This window comes from Pseudomonas sp. MWU13-2105 (assembly GCF_023242315.1).
GTDB lineage: Bacteria > Pseudomonadota > Gammaproteobacteria > Pseudomonadales > Pseudomonadaceae > Aquipseudomonas.
In genome coordinates this window covers 164403-190780 of the sequence record NZ_JALLIY010000009.1, presented here as the reverse complement: position 1 = coordinate 190780, position 26378 = coordinate 164403, and the positions used below count along the sequence as shown (strand labels likewise).

Genomic DNA, 26378 nt, shown 5'->3' with positions numbered 1-26378 from the left:
ACTCGTTTAAAGGGAATTTACGATGAGAGCAGTTAAAGGGTTATTCAGCGCGCTGGTGTGTGTCGGGATGGTTTGCGGCGTCGGCCCCGCTTGCGCCCAACTGGTGCCCGAACCGGCCGCCAGCGATAAGAAACCGGCTTCCTCCAGCAGTACCGACGCGGTCGAGTCCAGTCCGGCGGAACTGCTGGAGGGCAGTCGCACCGATTATTTCTCCTGCTCGGTCGGCCGTTTCCGCGGAGAGCTTGAGGCCCGGGTGGTGTTCGCCTCTGCCGGCAATACGGCGTACTTCGATGTCAGTGCGGTGAGGTACCGGATTGTTCGCAGCAGCGGCCAGGGCGGCGGTAACAAGGCCAATGTGAACTTTCACCTGGACACCTTGAATAAGCAGGGCGTGGTCCGGGCCAGTGACCAATACCGCTCGCCGGACGCCATGCGCCAGGATGGCAGCTGGCATCTGCTCGACGTCAATCGGATCGTGCGCACGGACTATCAGGGCGCGGTGACCTTCGAGTTCGTGTTTGATCGCTCAGTGGCCGGCGATACCCGTTGTGCCGCGCACAAGACCTACCAATGGGCCGGTGCCTCGACCGCGCGCGCCGGCGCGGTCGACTGAGCCGACTCAAGAAGCATCGAGTCCTGGCGCTTGGCGAATCAGGAAGTGATCCAGGTTGTCGATCTCACAACTGAACACACTGAAGGTCTGGTCGGGGTTTTTCTTGCTCGGCACTTGTTTCAATTGCGGTGTGACACCGTAGAAGAAGCAATACAGGTCTTCAGCCTGGTCGATGACGCTATTGATCTCTTCGAGGAACACCGTGCGCTGGCGGTAGTTTTCGATCAGGCTTTTGCTCAGGTAGACATTGATCGAATAGCGCTTCTTGTCGGCCCATAGCGGTTTGTCGAAGACCACGCTGAAGCTGGTCTTGTAGTCCTTGATTTCCTTGATCTTGCCCCAGTAGATCAGGCCCTCGCGGTCCTGGCAGTATTCGACCTTCTTGAAGAAGGCGTTGTAGTTCAGGGTCAGTTCGCCAATGGTCAGGGGCATGCGTTTGAGCAGGTCCTTGTTGGCGTGGTTGGAGACGAAGCACTCCACCGGATGGGCGAACACGCTGGTGCGATTGGGTGGCGCCTTGGCTTCCTCGGCGGCGTGGATACTGCTGAGAGCTGGCGCCGGGTCCGCTGCCGGCCGCGGCGGACGGGCGTCGCTGGCGGTCGCTGGCTTGCGCGTGTAAGTCCGGCGGGTCAGCAGCAGCTCGACGGGGAAGTTCTGTTCGCCTTCGATATTGTCCAGCGGGTGCTCCGGATCTAGTACGCCCGGTGCGGTTTCCGCGCTCAGGTACGGGCAGTCCGCCAGGTGCCGGGTACTGGGCATGTTCTTGAAGTGCGGAGTCCGTTTGAAGCGTGGGTTGCTGGCGTTGTAGGTGGTCAGCCGGTTGTTGCTGTCGAACGCGGCGCGGCAGGCATCGTTCGGGCACTGGAAGCTTTCCCGGCTTGAATCGAACTCCACCGTCTCGTCGAAATTCAGATCGCGGACGTCGTAGATCGTCAGTTTTTCGTCGAGACTGATGCTATAGGCCTTGTCGAATTTCATAGCGGGTCCTGCCACTGCAACTGCGCCGGATCGCGTTTCACCAGGACCTTGCCGCCACGGATCGAGTACAGCGGCAAGCCTTGGCTGCGGATCATCTCGTAGTCGCTGTCCGCCGAGAGGATCAGCAGGTTGGCCGGGCGCCCGGTTTCCAGTCCGTAGCGTTCGCCCAGGGCCATGGCCCTGGCACTGTTGTCCGTGACCAGGTCCAGCGCACTTTGCAGGTTGCGATAACCGAGCATATGGCAGATATGCAGCCCGGCCTCGAGCACCCGCAGGATGTTGCCGTTGCCCAGCGGATACCAGGGGTCGACGATCGAGTCCTGGCCGAAGCAGACGTTCATCCCGGCATCGAGCAGCTCGTTGACCCGCGTCACGCCCCGGCGTTTCGGAAAGTTATCGAAGCGCCCCTGCAAATGAATGCTTTCGGTGGGGCAGGACACAAAGCTGATCCCCGAGGCCTTCAGCAAGCGGAACAGCTTGGCGCAGTAGGCATTGTCGTAGGAACCCATGGCCGTGGTGTGGCTGGCGGTCACCCGCGAACCCATATCGCGGCTGCGGGCTTCTTCGGCCAGCACTTCGAGGAAGCGCGAGTGCGGGTCGTCGGTTTCGTCACAGTGCACATCCACCAGGCAGCCGGTTTTTTCCGCCAGGTCCATCAGGAATTTCACCGAGGACACGCCCTGGTCGCGGGTGTATTCGAAATGCGGGATACCGCCGACCACGTCGGCGCCGAGATTGATCGCCTCGACCATCAGCTCCCGGCCATTGCGATAGGACTCGATGCCCTCCTGGGGAAACGCGACGATCTGCAGGTCGATCAGGTGCCGGCTTTCCTCGCGCACCTCAAGCATGGCCTTGAGCGCGGTCAGCTCTGGATCGGTGACATCGACATGGGTGCGCACATGCTGGATGCCATGGGCGGCGAGGCTGCGGATGGTTTTTTTGGCGCGGGCCTTGGTGTCGTCATGGGTGATGGTCGCCTTGCGTTCCCCCCAGCACTCGATGCCTTCGAACAGGGTGCCGCTCATGTTCCAGCGCGGTTCGCCGGCGGTGAGGGTGGCGTCGAGGTGGATATGCGGCTCGACGAAAGGCGGGACCACCAGGTTGCCCCGGGCGTCGAGATCGTTCGGGTCGACGCTCAACGGGCCGTTTTGCGGAGTGATGCTCGCGATCCGTGCGTGTTCCAGGTGCAGGTCATACAGGCCTTCGCGGTGACGCAGCTTGGCGTTGAGGATATGCATGGGCGGGTTCCTTGTCGTACGTGTCGTCATAAGGTATCCGAAGTCTGCAGGAAACTGCTTGGAGATCGCCCGAGAACTCGACGGAACATGGTCGAAAATGCCGCCGGGCTCTGGTAGCCGAAGTCCAGGGCAATCCGCGTGACCGATTCGCCCTGGCTCAGCCGGGCCAGGGCCAGGACCACGCAGACCCGTTGCCGCCATTGGGAAAAGCTCAGGGCCGTCTGTTCCTGGAACAATCGCCCGAAGCTGCGCAGGCTCAGGTACAGGCGGTCCGCCCAGGCCAGGGGCGACTGGCGGATATCCGGCTGCTCGACGAAGGCCTGGCACAGCGGCAGCAGGCGCCGGTCCTGGGGCAGCGGGATATGCAACGGCAAGCTGTTGGCAGTGGCCAGTTCATGTAGCAACAGGGTGATCAGCGCACCGTCGCGGCCCTGTTCGTCGTAGTCCGCCGGCATGTCGACGGCGGCGATCAGTAGCTGCCGTAGCAGGGCCGAGACTGCCAGTACCTGGCAGGCCTGGCTCATCTGGCCGGCGGCGTCGGGGTCGATGTACAGGCTGCGGGTGCTGACACCGAGCATCAGCACCTGATGGGGCACAGCCGGGGGAATCCACACCGCGCGCTGCGGCGGAACGATCCAGTTGCCGCCATCGGTGAGTACATGCATCACTCCCGTGGCGCCATAGAGTAATTGCGCCCGGCGGTGCTGATGGCGGGCCAGCAGGTGCCCGTGAGGGTAATCGGTGCCGATGGCGATTACGGCCCGGGGCAGGTGATCGAACAGGGCGAGGGAAGTGTTGCGCATGACGGTATTTATCTGGCCGAAACGCAAACAGTATTGACGGACTTGCGCAAGCACGCCAAGTGTCAGCTACTTAAGGTTGGGCTTCTCTTTTCCTGAAAGGACCCGACGTGATGCTTTATGGGCTGCTGGCAGTGTTTGGCGGGCTGGCTGGGATGACCAGCGTGCTGTTCGGTTTTGGTGGCGGTTTCGTGGTGGTGCCGTTGTTGTACTGGACCCTGAGCGGTAGCCAGGACCCGGCAATCAGCACCGTGGCGATGCAGATCGCCGTGGCGACCTCGACCTGCGTGATGATCGTCAATGCCCTGATCGCCACGGGCAAGCACCGGCGTGCCGGTAATCTGCGGCGTGCCTATATCTGGCCACTGGCAGGGTTTATCGGCCTCGGTTCAGTGGTGGGGGCGGTGCTGGCGAGCCTGGTCAGCAGTGAAGCGGTGCGCTGGGCCTTTGTCGTCTACCTGGCGTTGACCATTGTCGATTGCCTGGCGCGTCGCGGGTTCATGCAGCCTGGCGCGACGCTGTCGGCGCAGCCGCTCAAGCCCTCGGTCACGGTGGGCGGTGGCCTGCTGATCGGTGCCGTGGCGACCTTTCTCGGTGTCGGTGGCAGCGTCATGACGGTACCGCTGTTGCGACGCAGCGGCCTGAGCATGAGCCTGGCGACGGCCATGGCCAATCCGCTGAGCGTGCCGGTGGCGGTGGTGGGGACCCTGACCTATGTCGCGCTGGCCGGGTTTCGTCCGCGGGGGCTGGGGCCCTGGTTTGCCGGGTATGTGGATCTGCTGGCGTTCGCGCTGCTGATGCTTGGATCGCTGGCTGGGATGCGCCTGGCGACGCCGTTGATCGGGCGCATTCCGGATCGCTCGCATGCCAGGATCTACATCGGCTTACTGGCGTTGGTGCTGTTGGCGATGTTACTGAACTGACCCGATTCCCGGGGTGTAGACCCAGCCTTTGTGGGAGCTCCGCTCCCACAGGGTTTTTGGTGTGCTCCTGATCTACACGGTCAATAAACGCTCGCGCAGCTTGGCGACCTCGTCGCGCATCTGCGCCGCCGCCTCGAACTCCAGGTCGCGGGCCAACTGGTACATCTTCTCTTCCAACTGGCGGATACGCTTGGCGATCTCGCTCGGCGAACGCAGTTCGTTTTCGTAGCGGGCGTTTTCCTCGGCGGCCTTGGCCATGCCTTTGCGCTTCTTGCTGCGCGAACCGGGCACGGTGGCGCCTTCCATGATATCGGCGACATCCTTGAACACGCCCTTGGGCGTGATGCCGTTGGCCAGGTTGTGGGCAATCTGCTTGTCGCGCCGGCGCTCGGTCTCGCCGATCGCCCGTTCCATGGAACCGGTGATGCGGTCCGCATAGAGGATCGCCCGACCGTTGAGGTTACGCGCCGCCCGCCCGATAGTCTGGATCAGCGAGCGCTCGGAACGCAGGAAACCTTCCTTGTCGGCATCGAGGATCGCCACCAGCGACACCTCGGGCATGTCCAGGCCCTCACGCAGCAGGTTGATCCCCACCAGCACATCGAAGGTGCCCAGGCGCAGGTCGCGGATGATTTCCACCCGTTCCACGGTGTCGATGTCCGAGTGCAGGTAACGCACCCGCACGCCGTGGTCGGCGAGGTAGTCGGTGAGGTCCTCGGCCATGCGCTTGGTCAGGGTGGTGACCAGCACGCGTTCTTCCACGGCCACGCGTTTGCTGATTTCCGAGAGCAGGTCGTCGACCTGGGTCAGCGCCGGACGGATCTCCACCTGGGGGTCCACCAGGCCCGTGGGGCGAACCACTTGCTCGATGACCCGGCCGGCGTGTTCGGCCTCGTAGTTGCCGGGGGTGGCGGAAACGAAAATGGTCTGTGGGCTTACTGCTTCCCACTCGTCGAAGCGCATCGGTCGGTTGTCCAGTGCCGAGGGCAGGCGGAAGCCGTATTCCACCAGGGTTTCCTTGCGCGAACGGTCGCCCTTGTACATGGCGCCGACTTGCGGAACGCTGACGTGGGACTCGTCGATCACCAGCAATGCGTCCGCCGGCAGGTAGTCGTAGAGGGTCGGCGGCGCCTCTCCGGAAGCACGGCCGGAGAGGTAGCGCGAGTAGTTTTCGATGCCGTTGCAGTAGCCCAGCTCAAGGATCATTTCCAGGTCGAAGCGGGTGCGCTGTTCCAGGCGCTGGGCTTCCACCAGCTTATTGTTGTCGCGCAGGTAGTCCAGGCGCAACTTGAGCTCCGCCTTGATCCCGTCGATGGCGCCGAGGAGGGTCTCTCGCGGTGTCACATAGTGGCTTTTCGGATAGAAGGTAAAGCGCGGCAGCTTGCGGATCACTTCGCCGGTCAGCGGGTCGAAGGCCGAGAGGCTTTCCACTTCGTCGTCGAACAGTTCGATGCGGATCGCTTCCAGGTCGGATTCGGCCGGGTAGACGTCGATCACGTCGCCGCGCACGCGGAAGGTGGCGCGGGCGAAGTCCATGTCGTTGCGGGTGTATTGCAGGTCGGCCAGGCGGCGCAGCAGGGCGCGTTGGTCGAGCTTGTCGCCGCGGTCCACGTGCAGGACCATCTTCAGGTAGGTTTCCGGGCTGCCCAGGCCATAGATGCAGGACACCGTGGTGACGATGATGGCGTCCTTGCGTTCCAGCAGCGCCTTGGTCGCCGACAGGCGCATCTGTTCGATATGGTCGTTGATCGATGCATCCTTCTCGATAAAGGTATCGGAGGAGGGTACATAGGCTTCCGGCTGATAGTAGTCGTAGTAGGAAACGAAATACTCCACGGCGTTGTTCGGGAAAAACGCCTTGAACTCGCCGTACAACTGCGCGGCCAGGGTCTTGTTCGGTGCCAGCACCAGGGTCGGGCGCTGCACCTGGGCGATCACGTTGGCGATGCTGAAGGTCTTGCCCGAGCCGGTCACCCCGAGCAGGGTCTGGTGAGCCAGGCCGGCCTCGATGCCCTCGACCATCTGACGGATGGCTTCGGGCTGGTCGCCAGCGGGCTGGAAGCGGGTGACGAGCTGGAATTCGGACATAACCTACCTCTGGGTTCATTCCCGCCTGACGGTCACGGCGAAAATGAGAAAGACCTCTTACGACTGATGTCGTAGGGAAAAAACATGATAATGCTGGATATGGTGCCCGGGAGGACAGCTTTCAAGGCAGGCGTTACCCGGACGGCTTGTTGCAATTGGACGGGCGTCCTGCAAATAAATCAAAAAACTTGTCAGATTCCGACAATAGTCGGTCGCCCTGACCGGTGATGGCCTCTATACTAGCTCCCCGTTTGTGCACCGCTCTAGTGCAATCGGCCGGAGCGTTGTCACCCCCTCCACCCCCCATTCAGAGCCGCCGCAATAATGAGCCTGTTCTCCGCTGTCGAAATGGCACCACGCGATCCTATCCTGGGCCTCAACGAAGCATTCAATGCCGATACCCGTACCGACAAAGTCAATCTGGGTGTAGGTGTTTACTGTGACGAAAGTGGGAAGATTCCACTGTTGCGGGCCGTTGTCGAAGCCGAGACCCAGCGCGCGGCTCAGCATGCCTCCCGTGGCTACTTGCCGATCGACGGTATTGCCGCCTATGACAAGGCCGTGCAAACCCTGTTGTTCGGCCAGGATTCGCCGCTGATCGCCACCGGTCGCGTTCTCACCACCCAAGCGGTCGGGGGCACCGGTGCGCTGAAGATCGGTGCCGACTTCCTCAAGCAACTGTTGCCGGACGTCACCGTTGCCATCAGTGACCCGAGCTGGGAAAACCACCGCGCGCTGTTCGAAGCCGCCGGTTTCCCGGTGCGGAACTATCGCTACTACGATGCCGCGAGCAACGGTGTGAACCGTGCCGGCCTGCTGGAAGACCTCAACGCGCTGCCGGCCAAGTCCATTGTCGTGCTGCACGCCTGCTGCCACAACCCGACCGGCGTCGACCTGACCCCGGCCGACTGGCAGGACGTGTTGAACGTCGTCAAAACCAAGGACCTGGTGCCGTTCCTCGATATGGCGTACCAGGGCTTTGGCGATGGTATCGACGAAGACGCCGCCGCCGTGCGTCTGTTCGCCGAGTCGGGCCTGACCTTCTTCGTCTCCAGCTCGTTCTCCAAATCGTTCTCGCTGTACGGCGAGCGTGTCGGTGCGCTGTCGATCGTCAGCGAGTCGAAGGAAGAGACCGCCCGTGTCCTGTCCCAGGTCAAGCGCGTGATCCGCACCAACTACTCCAACCCGCCGACCCACGGTGCGACCATTGTCGCGGCGGTGCTGAACAACCCGGGGCTGCGCGCCCAGTGGGAAGCGGAACTGGCGGAAATGCGCCTGCGCATCCGTGGCATGCGCATGCAGATGGTCGACCTGCTGGCCCAGTACGGCGCCAAGCGTGACTTCAGTTTCGTCGGTCGCCAGCGTGGGATGTTCTCCTACTCCGGTCTGACCGTCGAGCAAGTAGCGCGCTTGAAAAGCGAATTCGGCATCTATGCGCTGGATACCGGTCGTATCTGCGTGGCATCGTTGAACCAGCGCAATATCGAAGCGGTGGTGAAGGCGATCGTCCAGGTGATCTGAGCCTCCCCGTAGTACCTGAATGTCACCTGGAAAAAGGCCTGCAGCGATGCAGGCCTTTTTTTCGTCTGTGAGAAACATGAATCGCAACTTAAAACTCGGTGAAGAAATCTTCACCGCTATTTAAATCAGTGTTCATCAAGGCGGCGGGCAAAAAATTATATATAGGTGGTGGCAATCACAATAACAAAAGAGGCCATGGGTTGACGGTTAAAAGTGCGTTGGATCTTATTGGGAAACTCCAGGGAAAACAGCACTGAAAGCCCGCTTCAAAGGGCTGCGGGGGGTCGTCGATACACCCGGGAAATCGCCAATGTTGCACCCTCCACCTCCTTCGCTGACACGAAGATTGTCCTTGCCTTCGGGCACTTTCTGCCCTTTACCGCTTTACGTTTCCAGCCCTTCGCGCGGAGGACGGAGTGTACCCGTCCTCCGCACTAACAAGAGGCTGAAACATTATCAACCAGGGGAATTACAATGATGTCGACCAAACTCAACTTCCTGACGCTGGCGGTCTCGCTGGGCATGGCCCAGGTCGCCATGGCGACCAGCGTGACGGATCAAGACGACGCCAAGGGTTTCGTCGAGGACAGCAGCCTCAACCTGCACCTGAAGAACCAGTATTTCGACCGTGACGTGAAAAACGGTCCGGCGGACAAGAAGGACTGGACCCAGGGCGTCTTCGGCAACTACAGCTCCGGCTTCACCCAGGGCACCGTCGGTTTCGGTGTGGATGCTTTCGGTTACTGGGGGATCAAGCTCGATGGCGGCGCGGGCACGGCCGGTACCGGTAACCTGCCGGTGGGCCGCAACGGTGAACCCGAGGATGATTACGCCAAGGCCGGCGGCGCGGTGAAGATGCGGATTTCCAAGACCGAATTGCTCTACGGCGATATGCAACCGACCGCGCCGGTCTTCGCCGCCGGCGGTACTCGCCTGATTCCGGAAACCGCCACCGGCTTCAACCTGCTGAGCAGCGAGATCAAGGACCTGGACCTGGAAGCCGGGCATTTCACCAGCGGTACCGGGGTGGTTTCCACCAGCAACGATCACTCGCTGTATGCCACCTACGCCAACGTTACCGCGAGCGCTGTCAACTATCTCGGCGGCAAGTACAAGGTCAACGACAACCTGAACTTCACCCTCTACGGTTCCGAGTTCGAAGACGTCTGGCGCCAGTACTACACCAACGGCAACTATACCTTGGGACTCTCGCCGGGCCAGTCGCTGAACTTCGACTTCAACCTGTACAAGACCAATGATATCGGTGCGGCCAAGGCCGGCCCGATCAACAACACCGCGTTCTCCTTCGCCACGGCCTACACCTTCCTGACCGCGCATACCGTGACCCTGGCGTTCCAGAAGATCCACGGTGACACGCCATTCGACTATGTCGGCTTCGGCACCAACGGCCCCGGTGACGGTGGCGACTCGATCATGCTGGCCAACTCCGTGCAGTACTCGGACTTCAACGGCCCGGGCGAGCAATCCTGGCAGGCGCGCTATGACCTGAACATGCTGAGTTATGGGGTGCCGGGCTTGAGCTTCATGACCCGTTATATCTACGGTGACGATATCAACGGCACCAGGATGGCGGCGGACAGCGCGTACAACCAACTGCACTACGGTGCCAACGGTACCCACCACGAGACCGACTTCGAAGCCAAGTACGTGGTGCAAAGTGGTCCGGTGAAGGATCTGTCGCTACGCCTGCGCCAGTCGTTCCACCGGGCCAACGCCGATCAGCCTGAAGGTAGCAACAACGAGTTGCGCCTGATCGCCGATTACCCTATCTCGATCTTCTGATCACGGGGTCGGAAGAGGAGGGCTCAGGCGCTCTTCTTCCTGTTGTTTCAGCGGGCAAGCGTCAGCTTCGGCCCGCGCCGCCTCGACCCGATTCCTGCCCGAGCGTTTTGCCTGGTACAGGGCGGCATCCGCCAAGCCATAGGCGGTGTCGAAGCTGGTGCCCATGGGGCTGGCACTGACCCCGAAACTCGCGGTGATCTGTCGGTTCACCGGCTGTCCGAAGACATGCGAGGCAATGCAGTCACGCAGGGTCTCGGCAAGATCGAGGCCTTCCTCGAGCGTGCCGGCGGGAATCAGTACGGTAAATTCCTCCCCGCCCACCCGACCGATAAACCCCGCATTGCCCACGGCCCGGCGCAAGCAACCGACGATGCCTTGAATCACCGCGTCGCCCGCCGGATGGCCGTATTCGTCATTGATCTGTTTAAAGTGGTCGATGTCCAGCACCACCATCGCCGCGCCGGTTTTACGCAGTGCTTGCACGGTCAGGTCAATCACCGCGCCACGGTTCAGCACGTCGGTCAGCGCGTCGTGGGTGGCACGGTACTCGAGCTGGCGGGCGAGGGTCTGCAACTGCGCGTTGAGCGTGTTCATTTCGCGCTCGGCCCGGTCGCTGCGGCGTATCAGTCGGCGCGTCTCGCGCATAAGCCGCTCGAAGTGCACGGTCAGTTCGCCAAGGGCTTGCTGGTACACCGGGGCGTCAGCTTCAGTCAGGGCCAGAATCGAACGGGCGTGTTCCAGGGCGTCGGTTTCGCTCCTGAACAGGTCGTGTGCCGCGTCATCCTGTGCGCCGGCGGAAGTGACTGAAGCGGTCATGCTCACCATCCTTCTCCAGGAATCACTGGAGAGTCGTTGCGTGGTCGTTGAAGATGATGGCGGTAAAGTCGGCCTTCAGCTCTTCGCCGAATTCGAAGATCGTTTCATCTTCTTCGTCGTGGTACCAGTTCACCTGCATCTCGTTACCCGATTGAGCGGCCTTGTCCAGTGCATCGAAAATGCTGAACAGCATCTTGGTGCTGGAGCTGTTGAAGTAAGCCAGGGCAATATGAATGGTGATGGTGGTGTCCTCGCGGGCGGCGAGGTAGCTGCGCAGTTGCTGGAGGACGGGGGCATAGAAGGCGGCGGCATTTTCCGGGTAGGACTCGCCTTTTATCGTCAGCAGATTCTGATCGAAACGAAAGTCGACTTCCGGTGATGTGGCGGTTGCTTCAATGTAGAAATTATCCATGGCGATCGGGTTACTCTACTTAGATGGTGGCTTTAAGGCAGAACAGCGTGGTTCCCGGCTCGTCCGCTCTTGGGTAGAAATCGAATTCCAACGGGGCGCAGGCATCGCGCGCCATTGTCAGGAAGCCCAGGCCGGCCCCCTTGCTGTCCACCGGGGTTTCCGCACGCAAAGTCACTTTGTAAGCTTGCTTGATCTCTTCAAGCGACATGTTGCGCAGGGGCTCGAGCTTTTCCCGCAGGCGATCGACGTCGCTGGTGGCGATCGGGTTGGCACAGAGCATCAGGTGCCGATCACCCTCCGCACTGATGCACACCGCGCCCTGGCGCAGCGAGGACTCTTCACACGGCTCGGTGGGCAACGAGTCGGAGGAATAGTGAATGATGTTTTGCGACAGTTCGACGAAGGAGGAAAACAGCTTGCGTCGCGTCGGTCCGTTCACCCCCGAGATTTCCAGCTGCAGGCGGACGACCTCGGCCATGGCGGTAATGATGGTGTGCGAGAAATACCCCATGTGATAAAAAATCACATTGCGCTGCTGGGCCAGGTCGAAGAAGTGGCAATCGGCGTGAGCCGTATTCGAATTAATCATGATTGTTTCCAAGACGCGCGCAGAAGAGGGTGAGGTCGTCACGCCGGGTTTGCTCTCCCTGCCAATTGGCCAGCGTGCGTTGCAAGGCTTCGCAGATGACGGTCGCTGGCTGATTGCGGTGTTCCAGTATGGTGTCGAAGGTCTTGCTCTTGCCGAAGGCAATATTGCGTGGGCCGCCAATCTGGTCGGTCAAGCCATCGGTGGCAATGAACACCAGGCTGGCCGGCGCCACTGTCACGCGGCTCACCGGCCATTGGTAGTCGATGTCGCTGTCCACGTAGCCGACACCTACCCGTTGGCCGGCGAGGGTTTCCAACTGTTGGGCATCCGGCGCCAAGAGGTAGAGCGACATGCGCGCGCCGGCAAAGCTCAGGGTCTGGCTGGCGCTGTCGAACCAGAAGAAGGCGGCATCCAGGCCGTCGTCGGACTCGGGGGTTTCATCGACGCCCTGGACCTGTCCGAGCAATTCCTTGACGCTTTTATTCACCGCCGATAACAGTGCGCCAGGATCGCGCGGTCCGAGCTGGACCAGCGCCTGGGTCAGCGAGGAGGAGGCGATCAGGGTCATGAAGGCGCCAGGAACGCCGTGACCGGTACAGTCGGCAATCGCTCCGAACCAGCCATCGGGGTAGGCGCAGAAATGATAGAAGTCGCCCCCGACCACATCCCGTGGTTCCCACAGCAGGGTGGCATCGTCCAGGGTCGACTTCAGGGCATCCCGTGAAGCGCGCAGCATGGCGCGCTGGATAACGCTGGCATACTCGATGCTCTGCATGATCTGGCGATTTTTTTCGGCCTGCATGGCCGCGACCACTTCCATCAATTGCAGACCACTACCCAGTCCGGCGAACTGGCCATTGCGGGTAATGATAAAACCGTCCGCCAGGGTCTTTTCGCCAAATTCCACGGTCTTGAACGTCAACTCTTCAATGCTCATCCCGGCATCGACGATCAACGGCTCCTTGTCCATGAAGGCAATGCAGCTTTTCTTGTCGTACAGCTCGCGGTGAAACGGCTTGCTCATCATCGACAGGAAAATGTTGCGATTGATCAGGCCGATCGGGCGCTCGTCTTCGAGCACCGCCAGGCAGACGATCTCCTTATGCGCGTTGAAGGTCTCCATCACCAGGGCGTTGCTGCTGCTGGAGTCGATCACTGGCACTTCAATGCACAAGTCACCGGCGCAGCGATGATCTCTAGGCCGCTGTGGACGCATAAAGGGAAAGTTTTCTGCGCGCATGCTGAGGTCGCCGGGCGAGGTGAAGGCACAATGCTATCTGCGCAATATGAAGCTTATATGACGGTCTCTCGCCGGGCCGTCGAGCCGCGGCCATGGCGCGATGGCTGGCGCTGCACACCGGGTCATGTATCACAGTGTGTAGGAACCGGCGGCTGATACATCCCGCGACTTCCCGCCCGGTTCCGCGACACAGAAGGGATACACGCTCGCGATTAACTTTACCCGGTCGAACCACGCAGCCCACGACGCTGCTGATTCGCGTCATCCACTGTTGACCGGGAGATGTCCATGAAACGCCCCTACGCGGCCCTTGCCGCCAGCCTTGCATTCTCGCTGACTGTCCTCGCCAGCGGCGCCCATGCCGCCGATGAGAGCCCCAAGGAAAAATGCTACGGCGTGTCCAAGGCCGGCCAGAACGACTGTGCCGCAGGCAAAGGTACGTCCTGCGCCGGTACTGCCGAGGCCGACTACCAAGGTAATGCCTGGGTCCTGGTGGACAAGGGCACCTGCACCCAGATCAAGACACCCAAGGGTGTCGGCTCGCTGACGGAACAACCGTGAGCGGCGGCAACAGCAGCGCGAGCGCCGGCTTGAGACGCGTGCTGCCCGAGCCGCTGTTGCTGCTGGTGGCGCGCCTGGGGATCGCCTCGGTGTTCTTCCTTTCAGGGCGCACCAAGGTACAAGGCCTGTTGACGATCAAGCCGTCGACTTACGTGCTGTTCCGTTCGGAGTACGTGTTGCCGTTGATCCCGTCCGACCTGGCGGCGCACCTGGCGACCTATGCCGAACACCTGTTGCCCATCCTGCTGCTGCTGGGCCTGCTGACACGACCGGCCGCCGCCGCACTGCTGGGGATGACCCTGGTCATCGAGATCTTCGTTTATCCCGCTGCCTGGCCGACGCACCTGACCTGGGCTGGCCTGCTGTTGCCGCTGATCGCTTATGGCGGCGGTCGCTGGTCCGTCGATGCGCTGCTGCAGCGCCAATATCGGTAACGCACCACCCATCATCCACCATCACATCAGGCCCTGGCGGCCTGTGGGGAAACATCATGCGCAAGCTTCCAACCCTGGCCCTGGCCGCACTGGCCCTGGCGACACCGATGTGGGCCGGCGCCGCCGATGCGACGCCGCCCGCGGGGGCGAAAAACATCGTTATTGTCCACGGTTCTTTCGTCGACGGATCGGGCTGGCGGGTCGTTCACGACATCCTGATCCACAAGGGCTACAAGGTCACCGTCGTGCACCTGCCGGCGACCAGCATGGATGCGGATATCGCCGCCACCCGTCTGGTCCTCGACCAGCAGGTCGGTCCGGTGGTGTTGGTCGGCCACAGCTCCGGTGGTGCGGTCATCGGTATGGCCGGTGAGCGCGACAAGGTCAAGGCGCTGGTGTATGTCGCCGCGCTGCAACCGGAGGTGGGCGAGAGCCTGACCCAGTTGCTGGGCTCCATGCCGGCGCCGAGCAACGACATCCACGCCACCCGTGACGGCTACCTGTTCGTCGACCGCGCCAAGTTCGCTGAAGACTTCGCCGCCGACCAGACCATTAATCGCACCGACTTCCTCGCGGCCTCGCAAGTCCCCGCGACCACTTCGACCTTCGGCGCACGGACCTGGGCCGCCGCCTGGCACCAGAAACCGAGCTACGGGATCGTCGCCAGCGAGGACAAGGCCCTCAACCCGGATCTGCAGCGCTGGATGTACAAGCGCGCCGGTTCCGCGGTCACCGAGATCAAGGGCAGCCACACGCTGTACATCTCGCAGCCCGAAGCGGTGGCGAAAGTCATCCAACAGGCCGCGCTGAACGTCAAGTGACGCCCTCCGACCTCTGAATCATCACTGCTGTCCCCCTGACTGAAACCTGGAGAAACATCATGGCTACCACCGCATCCCGTTTGAGCCTCGCCACCGCCGCCGCGTTGATCGCACTGGCGTCCGCGTCCTTTGCCGTATCGGCCAGCGCCGCCGAGAAAGAGCAGCCGGGCCGTTGCTACGGCGTCAACAGTTGCAAGGGCGAAAGCCTCTGCGCCACTGCCAAGAGCGACTGCAAGGGGCTGAACAGTTGCAAGGGGCAGGGCGTTATCGTCAAGACCCCGAGCGAGTGCCTCAAGGCCGGCGGCACCCTGACCGAGGCGAAGTAAGGCCAGGGCTTGCTGGTAATTAAGGAGATCTGAAGCCAGGCACGGTTTTGTGGCGAGCGGGCTTGCCCGCGCTGGGCCGCGAAGCGGCCCTGAAATCAGCGACTTCATTGTGTCAGGCAGAACGCAGTCACAGGTATCACGACTGCTACGCAGCCGAGCGCGGGCAAGCCCGCTCGCCACAGGGACGCACCCGGTTTCAGATCTCCTCAACTGGCAGGCAAGCCAGGCTTCTACAGCTCAGACGGTGTCTTCAAGACGGTATTCCTCTCTCAAACCGAGTACATGCGATGTCCACTTCTCCCTTCTCGGGCTACGGCCTGGGCCTGCGCAAGGAGCACTACCGGGACTTCCTGGAGACCCGGGTCCCGGTTGATTTCGTCGAGGTGATCTCGGAGAACTTCATGGTCGACGGTGGTCAGCCGCGGCATATCCTGCGCCAGATCCGCGAGCGTTATCCAGTCGCTTTGCACGGTGTATCGATGTCCATCGGTTCGGCGGACGGGCTCGACTGCGCTTACCTGAAGCGCTTGAAGGCACTGGTCGATGAGATCGAACCGCTGTTCGTGTCCGACCACCTGAGCTGGTCGCGCATCGATCACTTCAATTCCCATGACCTGCTACCCGTACCCTACACCGACGAGGCACTGGATCTGGTCTGTGAGAATATTTCCCGCGCCCAGGATGTCCTGGGCCGCACGATGCTCTTTGAAAATCCCTCCAGCTACCTGGCCTTCGATGGGGCCTCGATGAGCGAGTGGGAATTTATCACGGCCATGTCCAGGCGCACCGGCTGTGAGCTGCTGCTCGACGTCAACAACCTCTTTGTCAGTGCGAGCAATCACCGCTTCGATGCCCTGGCGTTTCTCGATGGTCTGCCGGCTGACCGGGTGCGCCAGATCCACCTGGCCGGCCACAGCCAGGGCAAGGAACTGCTGATCGATACCCATGACAGCCCGGTCTGTGCCGAGGTCTGGGCGTTATACACCTTGGCGATGGCCCGCTTCGGCCCGCTGGCGACGATGATCGAGCGCGACGACCGGATCCCGCCGTTGGCCGATCTGCTCAAGGAGCTGGCGATTGCCCGGACCCTTGGCGCCCTCGATGGACGAGCCTGCTCACGGAGTGGCGCATGAACCTGGCGCAATGGCAGCGGCAGCTGCGCGACTGGCTGGTCAACGCCTCGCAGGAGGCCGCGACCAATCTGGGCGCGGCGGCGAGATCCGGGTTGTCCGTCTACCAGAACAACTATCGCGAGCAGTTGCTGGGATGCCTTGAAGAGGCCTTTCCCCTGGTCCGCGCATGGATCGGCGAAGAGACCTTTTTCACCGCCGCGGTCAGTCATATCGATCAGTATCCGCCCCGGGCCTGGACCCTGGACGCCTATCCGCAAGGGTTCGGCGCCACCCTGGCGACGTTGTTTCCCGACAACCCCGAAGTGCACGAACTGGCCTGGATCGAGTGGGCACTCGACGACTCGTTCGTGGCCGCCGATGCCGGGCCGCTGCCCATGGCGGCGCTGGAGAAGGTCGATTGGGAAACGGCGTGCCTGAGATTTACGCCGTCCCTCAGGAGCCACGTCCTGACCAGCAACGCCGAGCCGATCTGGTCGGCCCTTAGCGACGGGCTGTCGCCACCCGCGCCTGAGCGCTTGGCCGAGGCCGCGGGCCTGCTGGTCTGGCGCCGGCAGTTGATTGTGCGGCTGCGACCAGTGGATGCACTGGAACACCAGGCGCTGCTGCACCTGCGGGAAGACGGCCGGTTTGCCGGACTCTGCGAATGGCTCGTCGAACGCCTTGGCGAAACCGCCGGTATTGCCAAGGCCGGGGCGCTGCTTGCCAGTTGGCTGGCCGCCGAGATGATTGTCGGCGTCGACTGATTTCGTCGACACCATTCGACAACTGCTTGACTTCTCTTTTTATATCAGTAACATACACGTCATTCCGCAATAGCTCAGTTGGTAGAGCAAGTGACTGTTAATCACTGGGTCCCTGGTTCGAGTCCAGGTTGTGGAGCCAGATAGAAGAAAAAGCCTGCAGCGATGCAGGCTTTTTTTTTGCGCATTTTTCGGCGCTGCCAGCAGCGGAACCGGGAGCACTAGGCTCCCGGTCCACGCGCTGGTCTTAGCGGCGATCCAGCCACACCGTCTGCGCATTGCAGAATTCGCGTATCCCGAAGTGCGACAGTTCGCGACCAAAACCGCTTTTTTTCACGCCGCCGAAGCTGACCCGTGGGTCGCTGGCACTATAGCCGTTGATGAACACGCCGCCGGTTTCCAGCTCGTCGGCGAACTTGTCGGCCAGCTCCAGATCCGCGGTGTACACGGTTGCCGTGAGTCCGAACTCGCTGTCATTGGCCAGTGCCAGCGCATGGGCGGCATCGCGTGCGGTGATGATCGACGCAACCGGGCCGAACAGTTCCTGTTTGAACGAGGTCATCTGGTCAGTGACATTCGCCAATACGGTGGGTTCGTAGAAGTTGCCAGGCCCTTCGGTTTTTTTACCGCCGAGCAGCAAGGTCGCGCCCTGCGCCAGGGTGTCCCGGACCTGTTGGTCCAGTTCGTCACGCAGATCGAAGCGGGCCATGGGGCCGATATAGGTGTCGGTGGCCAGCGGGTCGCCGATGACCAGGCGGCGGGTGGCCTCGACAAACTTGTCGGTGAAGGCTTCTACGACACCTTGCTCGACAATCAGGCGCTTGGCGGCCGCGCAGACTTGCCCGGTGTTCTGGTAGCGACCGACCACGGCGGCCTTGACCGCTTCGTCGAGGTCGGCGTCATTGAGCACGATAAACGGGTCCGAACCGCCCAGCTCCAGCACACTCTTCTTCAAGGCCGCGCCGGCCTGTGCGCCGATGGCCATGCCGGCACGCACGCTACCGGTGAGGGTGACCGCGGCGATACGCGGATCGGCAATGGCCCGGGAGACGCCGTCCGGGGTGACATTGATGACTTCGAAGACCCCTTCGGCAAAGCCGGCGCGCTTGAAGGCGTCCAGCAGCAGGTAGGCGCTGCCCATGACGTTGGGCGCATGCTTGAGCACGAAGGTGTTACCGGCCAGCAGCGTCGGTACCGCGCCGCGCAACACTTGCCAGATCGGAAAATTCCACGGCATCACGGCGAGGATCGGGCCCAGCGGGCGATATTCGATACGGGCCTTGCCGCCTTGCACCTGGGTCGGTTCGGCGCTGAGCATGGCCGGGCCGTTTTCGGCGTACCACACGCAGAGCTGCGCACATTTTTCAATTTCGCCGCGGGCCTGGACGATGGGCTTGCCCATCTCGCGGGTGATCATCTCGGCCATTTTCGTGGCGTTGTCACGCAGCGCCTGGGCCAGGGCGATCAACGCCTGTGAGCGTTGTTCCAGCGCGGTACGGCGCCAGAGTGAGAACCCGGCCGCGGCCCGGGACAGGGCGGCATCCAGGGCCGAATCGGATTCGAAAGGGTAATGGCCGATCTGTTCGCCGTTGGCGGGGTTGATCGAAAGCGCATGGGTGAGGCTGGAGATCGAAGGCATGTGACCGTCCTGCTGGGTGAGTATGGCCTCAGATTACGGTGGTGTTAGTTTTCTGGAAACTGAATAATGATGAGCATATCGTTCACGATTGGAGAATGACTTGGATCTGGTCCAGTTGGAGATTTTCAAAGCCGTTGCCGAGCATGGCAGTATCAGCGCGGCCGCCCAGCATATCCATCGGGTGCCGTCGAACCTGACCACGCGGATCAAGCAGTTGGAGCAGGATCTGGGGGTGGATCTGTTTATCCGCGAGAAAAGTCGCCTGCGACTGTCACCGGCAGGCTGGAGTTTTCTCGACTATGCCCGGCGTATCCTCGACCTGGTCGACGAGGCGCGGGCCACCGTGGCCGGCGAGGAACCGCAAGGCGCCTTTGCCCTGGGCTCGCTGGAGAGCACGGCGGCGGTGCGTATTCCGCAACTGCTGGCGGCCTATAACCAACGCTATGCCAAGGTCGACCTGGACCTGTCCACCGGCCCGTCGGGGACCATGATCGATGGGGTGCTGTCCGGGCGCCTGGCGGCTGCGTTTGTCGATGGGCCGGTGCTGCATCCGGCGTTGGAAGGGGTGCCGGCGTTCGAGGAGGAAATGGTGCTGATTGCGCCGTTGCAGCATGCGCCCGTCCGGCGGGCGCAAGAGGTCAACGGCGAGAGCATTTATGCCTTTCGCGCCAACTGTTCCTACCGGCACCACTTCGAAAGCTGGTTTGCCATGGATGGCGCGGTACCCGGCAAGATCCATGAAATGGAGTCCTATCACGGCATGCTTGCTTGTGTGAGTGCCGGGGCCGGCCTGGCGCTGATGCCGCGCAGCATGCTGGAAAGCATGCCGGGCTGCAGCACCGTGAGTGTCTGGCCGTTGACCGAGTCCATGCGCTATCTGCGAACCTGGCTGGTGTGGCGCCGGGGCACGGTGTCACAAAGCCTGGGCATGTTCGTGCGCCTGCTGGAAGAGCAGGGCGTGGTCCGCGAAGAGGTCCGGACAGGCGCTGGCCCGCTGCTTTGACATCAAGCGGTCAAGGGATTAACTTCGCGGCTTTTTACCCGTCGCTCCAAAGGGGGGCGGGCACTGAATGTTAGGGAAGGGCACGATGACGGAAATGGCACAGCAGGACGATTTGTTTCAGACGGACAAGCGACTCTCCCTCAAGCCGGTGACGGACTTCAATGCCTTCCTGCTCCAGGCGTTTGCCGACGGGCCGTGTAAATGTATTCGCTGTGTGGAAGCGGCGGGTGTTGAAAGCGGCTATGCCTTCCAGCATACCTTCGAGCTGGGCAAGGTGGTCAACCGTCAGTTCGCCAGGACTACCCCCAGCGAGGTACTTCTGGTGCTGAAGAAGGCCTGGTTGTCGTTCTTCAAGAGCGAACTGGAGATTCCCGGTGTGCTGGACTTGTCCAGGGTGCATGAGTTCGTGACACCGGAACTGCATATCCGGTTGCGTCCGTTGCTGCTGGCGTGTGGCCTGATCGTCGAGCAGGAAGGCGAATGGATGTTGCAGGCGGTCGCGGAATAACGCGCAGGCAAGCGCCTCTGGAACGAAGATTAATGCTCACTTAACCTGCAACCATTCAAGTAGTCGCTCTTTTCCCGCAACCTTCACGTGTTGGCGTCCTCGATGTTCAGGTTTCAGCTGATCTTGACCCTGGTGCTCAGCCTGATGCTGCCGATCTTCGGCAGCGTGGCCGCGGCCGCGTCTTTTGCCGAACCTTGTCCGATGCCGACGATGAACCACGGCGGGTCGAAAGTCACCGGTGCACCCTGCTGCAATGATATGGAACAGGGTGCCGCCGCCAAGTCGCCCTGCAAGTCCGGCGAAGAGTGCAAGATCGGTGGGCTGCTCCAGGTCCTGACGATCAGGACCTTCAGCCCGGCTCCGCCGCTCCCGCTCACCCTGCAAGCGCCCGCCGTGCTCCAGTCCGCGCCCGCCGATCTGTGGCGCCCGCCGCGCTCCGTCTGATGCCTTGATCCGAACCCCCGCACGCCTGCAAGAGACGGCGTAGGGGCCATCGCGCCCGCTATTTGCAGCGGACGCGTCGATCCTGCATTGGAGACGAAAGCATGTTGGCTTTCCTTCCCTCACACCGCGTCTTGGCCGGTGTGATCGCTGTTGTCCTGGGCGCCAGCCCGCTGCTGGCCGTCAGGGCAGAACCGCTGAGTTTTGCGCGAGCCCAGCACCTGGCTGAAAACACCGCCCCCGAACACCTCGCTCGCCTGGCCCAGGTCGAATCGGCACAATCCTCGGTCGGCCCCGCCGATGCGTTGCCCGATCCCAAGTTGATGCTGGGGATCCAGGATCTGCCGATCCAGGGCTCCGGGCGCTATTCGTTCAACGGCGACTCGATGACCGAGCGCCAGATCGGCCTGCGCCAGGAGATACCCAACAGTGACAAGCGCCTGGCCCGCAAGCAGCTGGCACTGGCCAGCGTGGACGTTGCCGAGGCCGAGCGCCGGGCTTCGCTGCTGGAAGTCAGACGGCAAACCGCGTTGGCCTGGCTGGATGTCTATTACGCCGAACTCAGCGTGAAACACTTCGATCAGCTGGATCATCAGCTCGCGCTGTTGCGCAGCACCACACCGGCGCGTATTGCCGCTGGCAGCGCACAGCCGGGCGATTTACTGCAGGCCGATCAGGAGGCCCTGGCCCTGGCTGACCGCCGCGACGAATTGCTACAAAACATCGCCGTGGCCCGGGCCAAGTTGCGCCGCTGGATCGGTGCCGATGCCGATCAACCCCTGGCCGACGGTCCGCCGACCTGGGGCCCGATCCTGCCACATGCCCAGCACTCCCTGGGACGCCATCCGGATCTGCAGGCCGCCACGGCCCGGGTCAGCGAAGCCAATGCCGGACTGGCCGATGCCATCGCCCAGAAGAAGCCCGACTGGGGCGTCGAGCTGGTCTACGGTCACCGTGACCGGCAGTTCGGCGGCGATATGGCGTCGCTGCAATTCACCTTCGACCTGCCGTTGTTTACGGGGTCCCGCCAGGGGCCGCGGATCAATGCGCGGCAGCATGAGGTCGAGCAACGGGAAGCTGAGCAGGAGGTCATGCTGCGTGAACACAAGGCCGAGTTGGAAAGCGGCCTGGCCGAACTCGAGCGCTTGAAGAAGGCCCTGGAACGTTCGCAGCAGTCAGCGATTCCCCTGGCCGCGCGGCGCGCCGAGCTTGCGTTGGCCTCCTATAAAGCCGGCAAGAGCCCATTGAACGAAGTGATCGGCGCCCGTCGCGATCTGATCGAGACGCAGCTGCGCAGCGTCAGCCAACAGAGTCAGTTAAGCCAGCTGTCCGCCAGCCTCTATTACGCCTATGTCGAGGGCCTCAAATGAAGACGCTCCGTTATTCCCTGTTGACCCTCGCGCTGGCCGGACTGGGTGTTACCGCGGGCTACTGGCTCGGCCACGGCGGGACCCTGATGTCCGCTGCGGCTGATGGCGCAAAAAAGGAGCGCCCGGCCCTGTACTGGTTCGACCCGATGTACCCGACCCAGCACTTCAATGCCCCGGGGAAGTCGCCGTTCATGGACATGCAACTGGTGCCCAAGTATGTCGATGGCGCCGAGGACACGTCGTCCATCAGCGTGTCGCCGCAACTGGCCCAGAACCTCGCTATGCGCACCGCCGCGGTGGTCCGCGAACGCCTGCCCGGCGGCTTGGATGCCGTCGGTTCGCTGGGCTACGACCAGCGCTCTATCGCCAACCTGCAAGCCCGGGCGGCGGGGTTTGTCGAGCGCGTCTATGATCGTGCGCCCGGCGATGTGCTGCCGGCCGGTGCGCCGCTGGTGGATCTGTTGATCCCCGAATGGTCGGCCGCGCAACTGGAGTTCGTCGCGGTCCTGGCCAGCGGCGATAGCCGCTTGATCCTGGCCTCGCGCCAGCGCCTGCAATTGCTCGGCATGCCCGAGGCGCTGATCGCCCAGGTGGCGAAGACCCGCAAGGTGCGCCCGCTGTTGACCCTGTCGACGCCGATTGCCGGTGAGTTGCAGAGCCTGGAGGTACGCGCCGGGATGAGCGTGTCCGCCGGGATGAGCCTGGCCCGGATCAACGGCCTGGGCAGCGTCTGGCTCGACACCGCGATCCCCGAGGCGCAGGCGACCTCGGTCGAGGTGGGCGCCCCGGTGTCCGTGGTCTTGTCCGCTTATCCCGGACAAACGCTGGCGGGGAGGGTGGTGGCAGTATTGCCCAGTGTCGATCCGCAGAACCGGACCCTGACGGTGCGCAGCCAACTGCCCAACCCGGACGGCAAGCTGCGTCCGGGCATGTTTGCCAGCGTGCGCCTCGCCGATCCCGATCCGGCCCCGAGCCTGCTGGTGCCCAGCGAAGCGGTGATCCGCACCGGTAAACGTACCCTGGTGATGCTGGCGCAGGACGAGGGCCGTTATCGGCCCAGGGAGATACGGATCGGGCGCGAGTCCGTCGGACGTATCGAAGTGCTCGACGGTTTGAGCGAGGGCCAGAAGGTGGTGACCTCCGGCCAGTTCCTGCTCGATTCGGAAGCCAGCCTGCAGGGCATTGTGCCAACCGATGAGCCAATGGCGCCCACGGCATCAATGGCACCGGGCACAGCGATGGAGGGCATGCAATGATCAAGCGCCTGATCCACTGGTCCATCGGCAATCGTTTCCTGATCCTGCTGGCGACCCTGTTTATCGTCGCCTGGGGCATCTGGTCGGTACGCAACACGCCGCTCGATGCGCTGCCGGACCTCTCCGACACCCAGGTGATCGTGCGCACCAGTTTTCCCGGGCAGGCACCGCAGATCGTCGAGAACCAGATCACCTATCCGCTGGCCAGTACCTTGCTGTCGGTCCCCGGGGCGAAAACCGTGCGTGGTTACTCGTTCTTCGGCGACTCCTTTGTCTATGTGATTTTCGAAGACGGCACCGACCTGTACTGGGCCCGGTCGCGGGTCCTGGAATACCTCAACCAGGCCCAGGGGCGACTGCCCCAGGGCGTCACCAGTAGCCTCGGCCCGGACGCCACCGGCGTCGGCTGGATCTATCAGTACGCCCTGGTGGACCGCACTGGCCAGCATGACCTGGCGCAGTTGCGCGGGATCCAGGACTGGTTCCTCAAGTACGAGCTCAAGAGCGTGCCCAATGTCGCCGAAGTTGCCAGCATCGGCGGCATGGTCAAGGAGTACCAGGTACTCCTCGATCCGCAGAAGATGGTGGCCTACGGCATCACCCAGCAGCAGGTCAGCGAGGCGTTGAAGAGTGCCAACCAGGAAGCCGGCGGCTCGGTGCTGGAACTGGCCGAACGTGAATACATGGTGCGGGCCTCGGGCTACTTGCAGAGCCTGGAGGACTTTCGCGATATTCCGTTGAAAACCTCGGCACAAGGCGTGCCGGTGTTGCTCGGCCAGGTGGCGACGATCCAGATCGGCCCCGAGATGCGCCGTGGTATTGCCGAACTGGACGGTCAGGGCGAGGCGGTTGGCGGCGTGGTGATCCTGCGCTCGGGCAAGAACGCCGACGAAACCCTGCAGGCGGTGAAGGCCCGCCTCGCCAGCTTGCGCGGCAGCCTGCCGTCCGGGGTCGAGCTGGTCACCACCTACGACCGCTCGCAACTGATCGACCGTGCCGTGCACAACCTGAGTGTCAAACTGTTGGAAGAGTTCGGCGTGGTGGCGCTGGTGTGCCTGCTGTTCCTCTGGCACTGGCGCTCGTCCCTGGTGGCGATCATCACCCTGCCGCTGGGGGTGTTGATGGCCTTTATCGTGATGCGCATCGAGGGCGTCAACGCCAACATCATGTCCCTGGGTGGCATCGCCATTGCCATCGGCGCGATGGTCGATGCGGCGGTGGTGATGATCGAAAACGCGCATAAACATATCGAGGCCTGGCAACTGCGCCATCCCGGCCAGAAGCTGCAAGGTGAGGCCCATTGGCGGGTCATCGGCGAGGCGGCGGCGGAGGTCGGGCCGGCGCTGTTTTTCAGCCTGTTGATCATCACCTTGTCGTTTCTTCCGGTGTTTACCCTGGAGGCCCAGGAGGGGCGGCTGTTCGGCCCGCTGGCGTTTACCAAGTCCTATTCGATGGCGGCGGCGGCGGGGTTGTCGGTGACCCTGGTGCCAGTGCTGATGGGCTACTGGATTCGCGGTCATATTCCCAATGAACAGCAGAACCCGCTCAATCGCTGGCTGATCGCGGCCTATCGTCCGCTGCTGGACGCGGTGCTGAACTGGCCGAAGCTGACTCTGGCATTGGCGCTCTTGATCTTCCTTTCCAGTCTCTGGCCCTTGAGCCAGTTGGGTGGGGAGTTCATGCCGGCGCTGGATGAGGGGGATCTGTTGTACATGCCTTCGGCGTTGCCGGGTTTGCCGGCGAGCAAGGCCAGTGAGCTGCTGCAACAGACCAACCGGATGATCCGCACGGTACCGGAAGTCGAGCATGTCTTCGGCAAGTCCGGGCGGGCGGAAAGCGCCACCGATCCGGCGCCGCTGGAGATGTTCGAAACCACCATCAAGTTCAAGCCCCGTGGGCAATGGCGCGCCGGCATGACCCCGGAAAAGTTGATCGAAGCGCTGGACCAGGCGGTCAAGGTACCGGGGCTGTCGAACCTCTGGGTGCCGCCGATCCGTAACCGTATCGATATGCTCGCCACCGGCATCAAGAGCCCGATCGGGGTCAAGGTGGCCGGCACGTCACTGGCCGATATCGATGAGATCGCCCACCAGGTCGAAGCCGTAGCCAAGCAGGTGCCGGGGGTCAGTTCGGCCCTGGCGGAACGCTTGAGCGGAGGCAGCTACCTCGACATCCGGATCAATCGCCTGGCGGCGGCCCGCTACGGATTGAGCATTGCCGATGTGCAGGCGGTGGTGTCCGGTGCGGTGGGCGGCAGTACGGTGGGGGAGACGGTCGAGGGCGTGGCCCGTTATCCGATCAACCTGCGTTATCCGCGGGAATGGCGCGACAGTCCGCAGGCTTTGCAGCAGTTGCCGATGCTCACCGCCAGCGGGCAGCAGATCACCCTCGGTGCGCTGGCGGATATCGCTGTAAGCGCGGGGCCGCCGATGTTGCGCAGCGAGAATGGTCGGCTGTCCGGTTGGGTCTACGTGGATGTCCGTGGCCGCGACCTGGCCTCGACCGCCCGGGACCTGCAGCAACAGGTGGCGCAACAGGTGAAGCTCAAGGCCGGGATGAGCGTTTCCTATTCCGGGCAGTACGAGTTCCTGGCGCGGGCCAATGCCCGGTTGATGTGGGTGGTGCCGGCCACCTTGCTGATCATTTTCGTGCTGCTCTACCTGACCTTCGGGCGTTTCAGCGAAGCCGGCCTGATCATGCTGACCTTGCCTTTCGCGCTGTCCGGTGGTGTCTGGTTGCTCTACCTGCTGGGCTTCAATCTGTCGGTGGCCACGGGTGTGGGCTTTATTGCCCTGGCCGGGGTGTCGGCGGAGTTCGGCGTGATCATGCTGCTGTATCTGAAGAACGCCTGGACGGTGCGTCTGGATGCCGGACGGGAGGCGGACGGTGATTTGCTCGAGGCGATCGGTGAGGGCGCGGTGTTGCGGGTTCGGCCCAAGGTGATGACGGTGGCGGTGATCATTGCCGGTCTACTGCCGATTTTCTGGGGCAGCGGTACCGGTTCCGAGGTGATGAAGCGGATAGCCGCGCCGATGGTCGGCGGCATGATCACCGCGCCCTTGTTGTCGATGCTGGTGTTGCCGGCGGCGTATTGGTTGATGAAGCGTCGGCGCTAGAGCGAT

Annotated in this window: 25 protein-coding genes and 1 tRNA gene; 17 read left to right on the top strand and 9 right to left on the bottom strand. The window is 62.4% G+C overall.

The window, feature by feature from the left end; translation table 11 throughout:
- The first annotated feature begins 22 nt into the window (after positions 1 to 22).
- On the top strand, positions 23 to 613 hold the full coding sequence (locus M5B96_RS15230) for a hypothetical protein (protein ID WP_248797499.1): 591 nt from the start codon (positions 23 to 25) through the stop codon (positions 611 to 613).
- A gap of 6 nt (positions 614 to 619) precedes the next feature.
- Here M5B96_RS15230 and M5B96_RS15225 read toward each other — a convergent pair whose 3' ends face one another.
- From M5B96_RS15225 to M5B96_RS15215, 3 genes are read right to left on the bottom strand one after another with little or no spacing between them, the layout of a single operon-like run.
- Complete coding sequence (locus M5B96_RS15225; protein ID WP_248797497.1) at positions 620 to 1591, bottom strand: hypothetical protein; 972 nt, start codon at positions 1589 to 1591, stop codon at positions 620 to 622.
- Complete coding sequence (gene codA, locus M5B96_RS15220) at positions 1588 to 2832, bottom strand: cytosine deaminase (protein WP_248797496.1); 1245 nt, start codon at positions 2830 to 2832, stop codon at positions 1588 to 1590. Before codA ends, M5B96_RS15225 begins: the two co-directional genes overlap by 4 nt.
- A 26-nt stretch (positions 2833 to 2858) precedes the next feature.
- Positions 2859 to 3635, bottom strand: a complete 777-nt coding sequence (locus tag M5B96_RS15215) for an AraC family transcriptional regulator (RefSeq protein ID WP_248797494.1) — start codon at positions 3633 to 3635, stop codon at positions 2859 to 2861.
- A 110-nt stretch (positions 3636 to 3745) separates the two neighbouring features.
- On the opposite strand from M5B96_RS15215, the gene M5B96_RS15210 reads away from it, so the two are divergent.
- Positions 3746 to 4555: a sulfite exporter TauE/SafE family protein gene (locus M5B96_RS15210; protein WP_248797493.1), complete on the top strand. Its 810-nt coding sequence runs from the start codon at positions 3746 to 3748 to the stop codon at positions 4553 to 4555.
- 72 nt (positions 4556 to 4627) lie between these two features.
- On the opposite strand, the gene uvrB is transcribed toward M5B96_RS15210, so the two are convergent.
- Complete coding sequence (gene uvrB, locus M5B96_RS15205; protein WP_248797491.1) at positions 4628 to 6643, bottom strand: excinuclease ABC subunit UvrB; 2016 nt, start codon at positions 6641 to 6643, stop codon at positions 4628 to 4630.
- A 324-nt stretch (positions 6644 to 6967) separates the two neighbouring features.
- Between uvrB and M5B96_RS15200 the strand changes: the two genes are divergently transcribed.
- Both M5B96_RS15200 and M5B96_RS15195 read left to right on the top strand, forming a co-directional pair.
- On the top strand, positions 6968 to 8164 hold the full coding sequence (locus M5B96_RS15200; RefSeq protein ID WP_248797489.1) for an amino acid aminotransferase: 1197 nt from the start codon (positions 6968 to 6970) through the stop codon (positions 8162 to 8164).
- 474 nt (positions 8165 to 8638) lie between these two features.
- Complete coding sequence (locus M5B96_RS15195) at positions 8639 to 9967, top strand: OprD family porin (RefSeq protein WP_248797487.1); 1329 nt, start codon at positions 8639 to 8641, stop codon at positions 9965 to 9967.
- Here the strand turns inward: M5B96_RS15195 and M5B96_RS15190 are convergent, their stop codons facing one another.
- Genes M5B96_RS15190 through M5B96_RS15175 form a run of 4 tightly spaced genes read right to left on the bottom strand, consistent with a single transcriptional unit; the run spans position 9968 to position 13000 of the window.
- Positions 9968 to 10783, bottom strand: coding sequence for a GGDEF domain-containing protein (locus tag M5B96_RS15190; RefSeq protein ID WP_248797486.1), 816 nt, complete (start codon positions 10781 to 10783; stop codon positions 9968 to 9970). It abuts the gene before it with no gap.
- A gap of 22 nt (positions 10784 to 10805) precedes the next feature.
- Positions 10806 to 11195 (bottom strand): DUF1987 domain-containing protein, encoded by a 390-nt coding sequence (locus tag M5B96_RS15185; RefSeq protein ID WP_248797485.1) that lies wholly within the window; start codon positions 11193 to 11195, stop codon positions 10806 to 10808.
- A 19-nt stretch (positions 11196 to 11214) separates the two neighbouring features.
- Complete coding sequence (locus tag M5B96_RS15180) at positions 11215 to 11784, bottom strand: SiaB family protein kinase (RefSeq protein WP_248797483.1); 570 nt, start codon at positions 11782 to 11784, stop codon at positions 11215 to 11217.
- Complete coding sequence (locus M5B96_RS15175; protein WP_248797631.1) at positions 11777 to 13000, bottom strand: SpoIIE family protein phosphatase; 1224 nt, start codon at positions 12998 to 13000, stop codon at positions 11777 to 11779. Before M5B96_RS15175 ends, M5B96_RS15180 begins: the two co-directional genes overlap by 8 nt.
- Before the next feature lie 312 nt (positions 13001 to 13312).
- On the opposite strand from M5B96_RS15175, the gene M5B96_RS15170 reads away from it, so the two are divergent.
- The 7 genes from M5B96_RS15170 to M5B96_RS15140 all read left to right on the top strand — a co-directional run bounded on the left by M5B96_RS15170 (position 13313) and on the right by M5B96_RS15140 (position 17181).
- Positions 13313 to 13585, top strand: coding sequence for a DUF2282 domain-containing protein (locus tag M5B96_RS15170; protein ID WP_248797482.1), 273 nt, complete (start codon positions 13313 to 13315; stop codon positions 13583 to 13585).
- Positions 13582 to 14019, top strand: coding sequence for a DoxX family protein (locus M5B96_RS15165; RefSeq protein ID WP_248797480.1), 438 nt, complete (start codon positions 13582 to 13584; stop codon positions 14017 to 14019). The genes M5B96_RS15170 and M5B96_RS15165 overlap by 4 nt, the downstream gene beginning before the upstream one ends.
- Before the next feature lie 56 nt (positions 14020 to 14075).
- The gene (locus tag M5B96_RS15160) at positions 14076 to 14840 is read left to right on the top strand and encodes an alpha/beta fold hydrolase (protein WP_248797479.1); all 765 of its coding nucleotides are present in this window, start codon (positions 14076 to 14078) and stop codon (positions 14838 to 14840) included.
- A 59-nt stretch (positions 14841 to 14899) separates the two neighbouring features.
- The gene (locus tag M5B96_RS15155) at positions 14900 to 15166 is read left to right on the top strand and encodes a hypothetical protein (protein ID WP_248797478.1); all 267 of its coding nucleotides are present in this window, start codon (positions 14900 to 14902) and stop codon (positions 15164 to 15166) included.
- 287 nt (positions 15167 to 15453) lie between these two features.
- Positions 15454 to 16299: a DUF692 domain-containing protein gene (locus M5B96_RS15150; protein ID WP_248797477.1), complete on the top strand. Its 846-nt coding sequence runs from the start codon at positions 15454 to 15456 to the stop codon at positions 16297 to 16299.
- Positions 16296 to 17042 carry a DNA-binding domain-containing protein gene (locus M5B96_RS15145; RefSeq protein WP_248797476.1) on the top strand — a complete coding sequence of 249 codons (747 nt, stop codon included), beginning with the start codon at positions 16296 to 16298 and terminating at the stop codon, positions 17040 to 17042. Before M5B96_RS15150 ends, M5B96_RS15145 begins: the two co-directional genes overlap by 4 nt.
- 63 nt (positions 17043 to 17105) lie before the next feature.
- Positions 17106 to 17181 (top strand) — tRNA-Asn (locus M5B96_RS15140).
- Between the two features lie 105 nt (positions 17182 to 17286).
- Here M5B96_RS15140 and M5B96_RS15135 read toward each other — a convergent pair.
- The gene (locus M5B96_RS15135) at positions 17287 to 18678 is read right to left on the bottom strand and encodes an aldehyde dehydrogenase family protein (protein ID WP_248797474.1); all 1392 of its coding nucleotides are present in this window, start codon (positions 18676 to 18678) and stop codon (positions 17287 to 17289) included.
- Between the two features lie 100 nt (positions 18679 to 18778).
- Here M5B96_RS15135 and ptrR point away from each other — a divergent pair, with 100 nt between their 5' ends.
- The 6 genes from ptrR (at position 18779) to M5B96_RS15105 (ending at position 26372) form a co-directional block, all read left to right on the top strand.
- The gene (gene ptrR, locus M5B96_RS15130; RefSeq protein ID WP_248797473.1) at positions 18779 to 19681 is read left to right on the top strand and encodes a putrescine utilization regulator PtrR; all 903 of its coding nucleotides are present in this window, start codon (positions 18779 to 18781) and stop codon (positions 19679 to 19681) included.
- 85 nt (positions 19682 to 19766) lie between these two features.
- Positions 19767 to 20189: a hypothetical protein gene (locus tag M5B96_RS15125; RefSeq protein ID WP_248797471.1), complete on the top strand. Its 423-nt coding sequence runs from the start codon at positions 19767 to 19769 to the stop codon at positions 20187 to 20189.
- A gap of 102 nt (positions 20190 to 20291) precedes the next feature.
- Positions 20292 to 20633, top strand: coding sequence for a hypothetical protein (locus tag M5B96_RS15120; protein WP_248797470.1), 342 nt, complete (start codon positions 20292 to 20294; stop codon positions 20631 to 20633).
- Positions 20634 to 20734: 101 nt separating this feature from the next.
- Entirely contained in the window at positions 20735 to 22000 is a 1266-nt protein-coding gene (locus tag M5B96_RS15115; RefSeq protein WP_248797468.1) for a TolC family protein, read from the top strand.
- Entirely contained in the window at positions 21997 to 23256 is a 1260-nt protein-coding gene (locus M5B96_RS15110) for an efflux RND transporter periplasmic adaptor subunit (RefSeq protein ID WP_248797467.1), read from the top strand. The genes M5B96_RS15115 and M5B96_RS15110 overlap by 4 nt, the downstream gene beginning before the upstream one ends.
- Positions 23253 to 26372 carry an efflux RND transporter permease subunit gene (locus M5B96_RS15105; protein ID WP_248797466.1) on the top strand — a complete coding sequence of 1040 codons (3120 nt, stop codon included), beginning with the start codon at positions 23253 to 23255 and terminating at the stop codon, positions 26370 to 26372. Before M5B96_RS15110 ends, M5B96_RS15105 begins: the two co-directional genes overlap by 4 nt.
- The last annotated feature ends 6 nt before the right edge of the window (positions 26373 to 26378 follow it).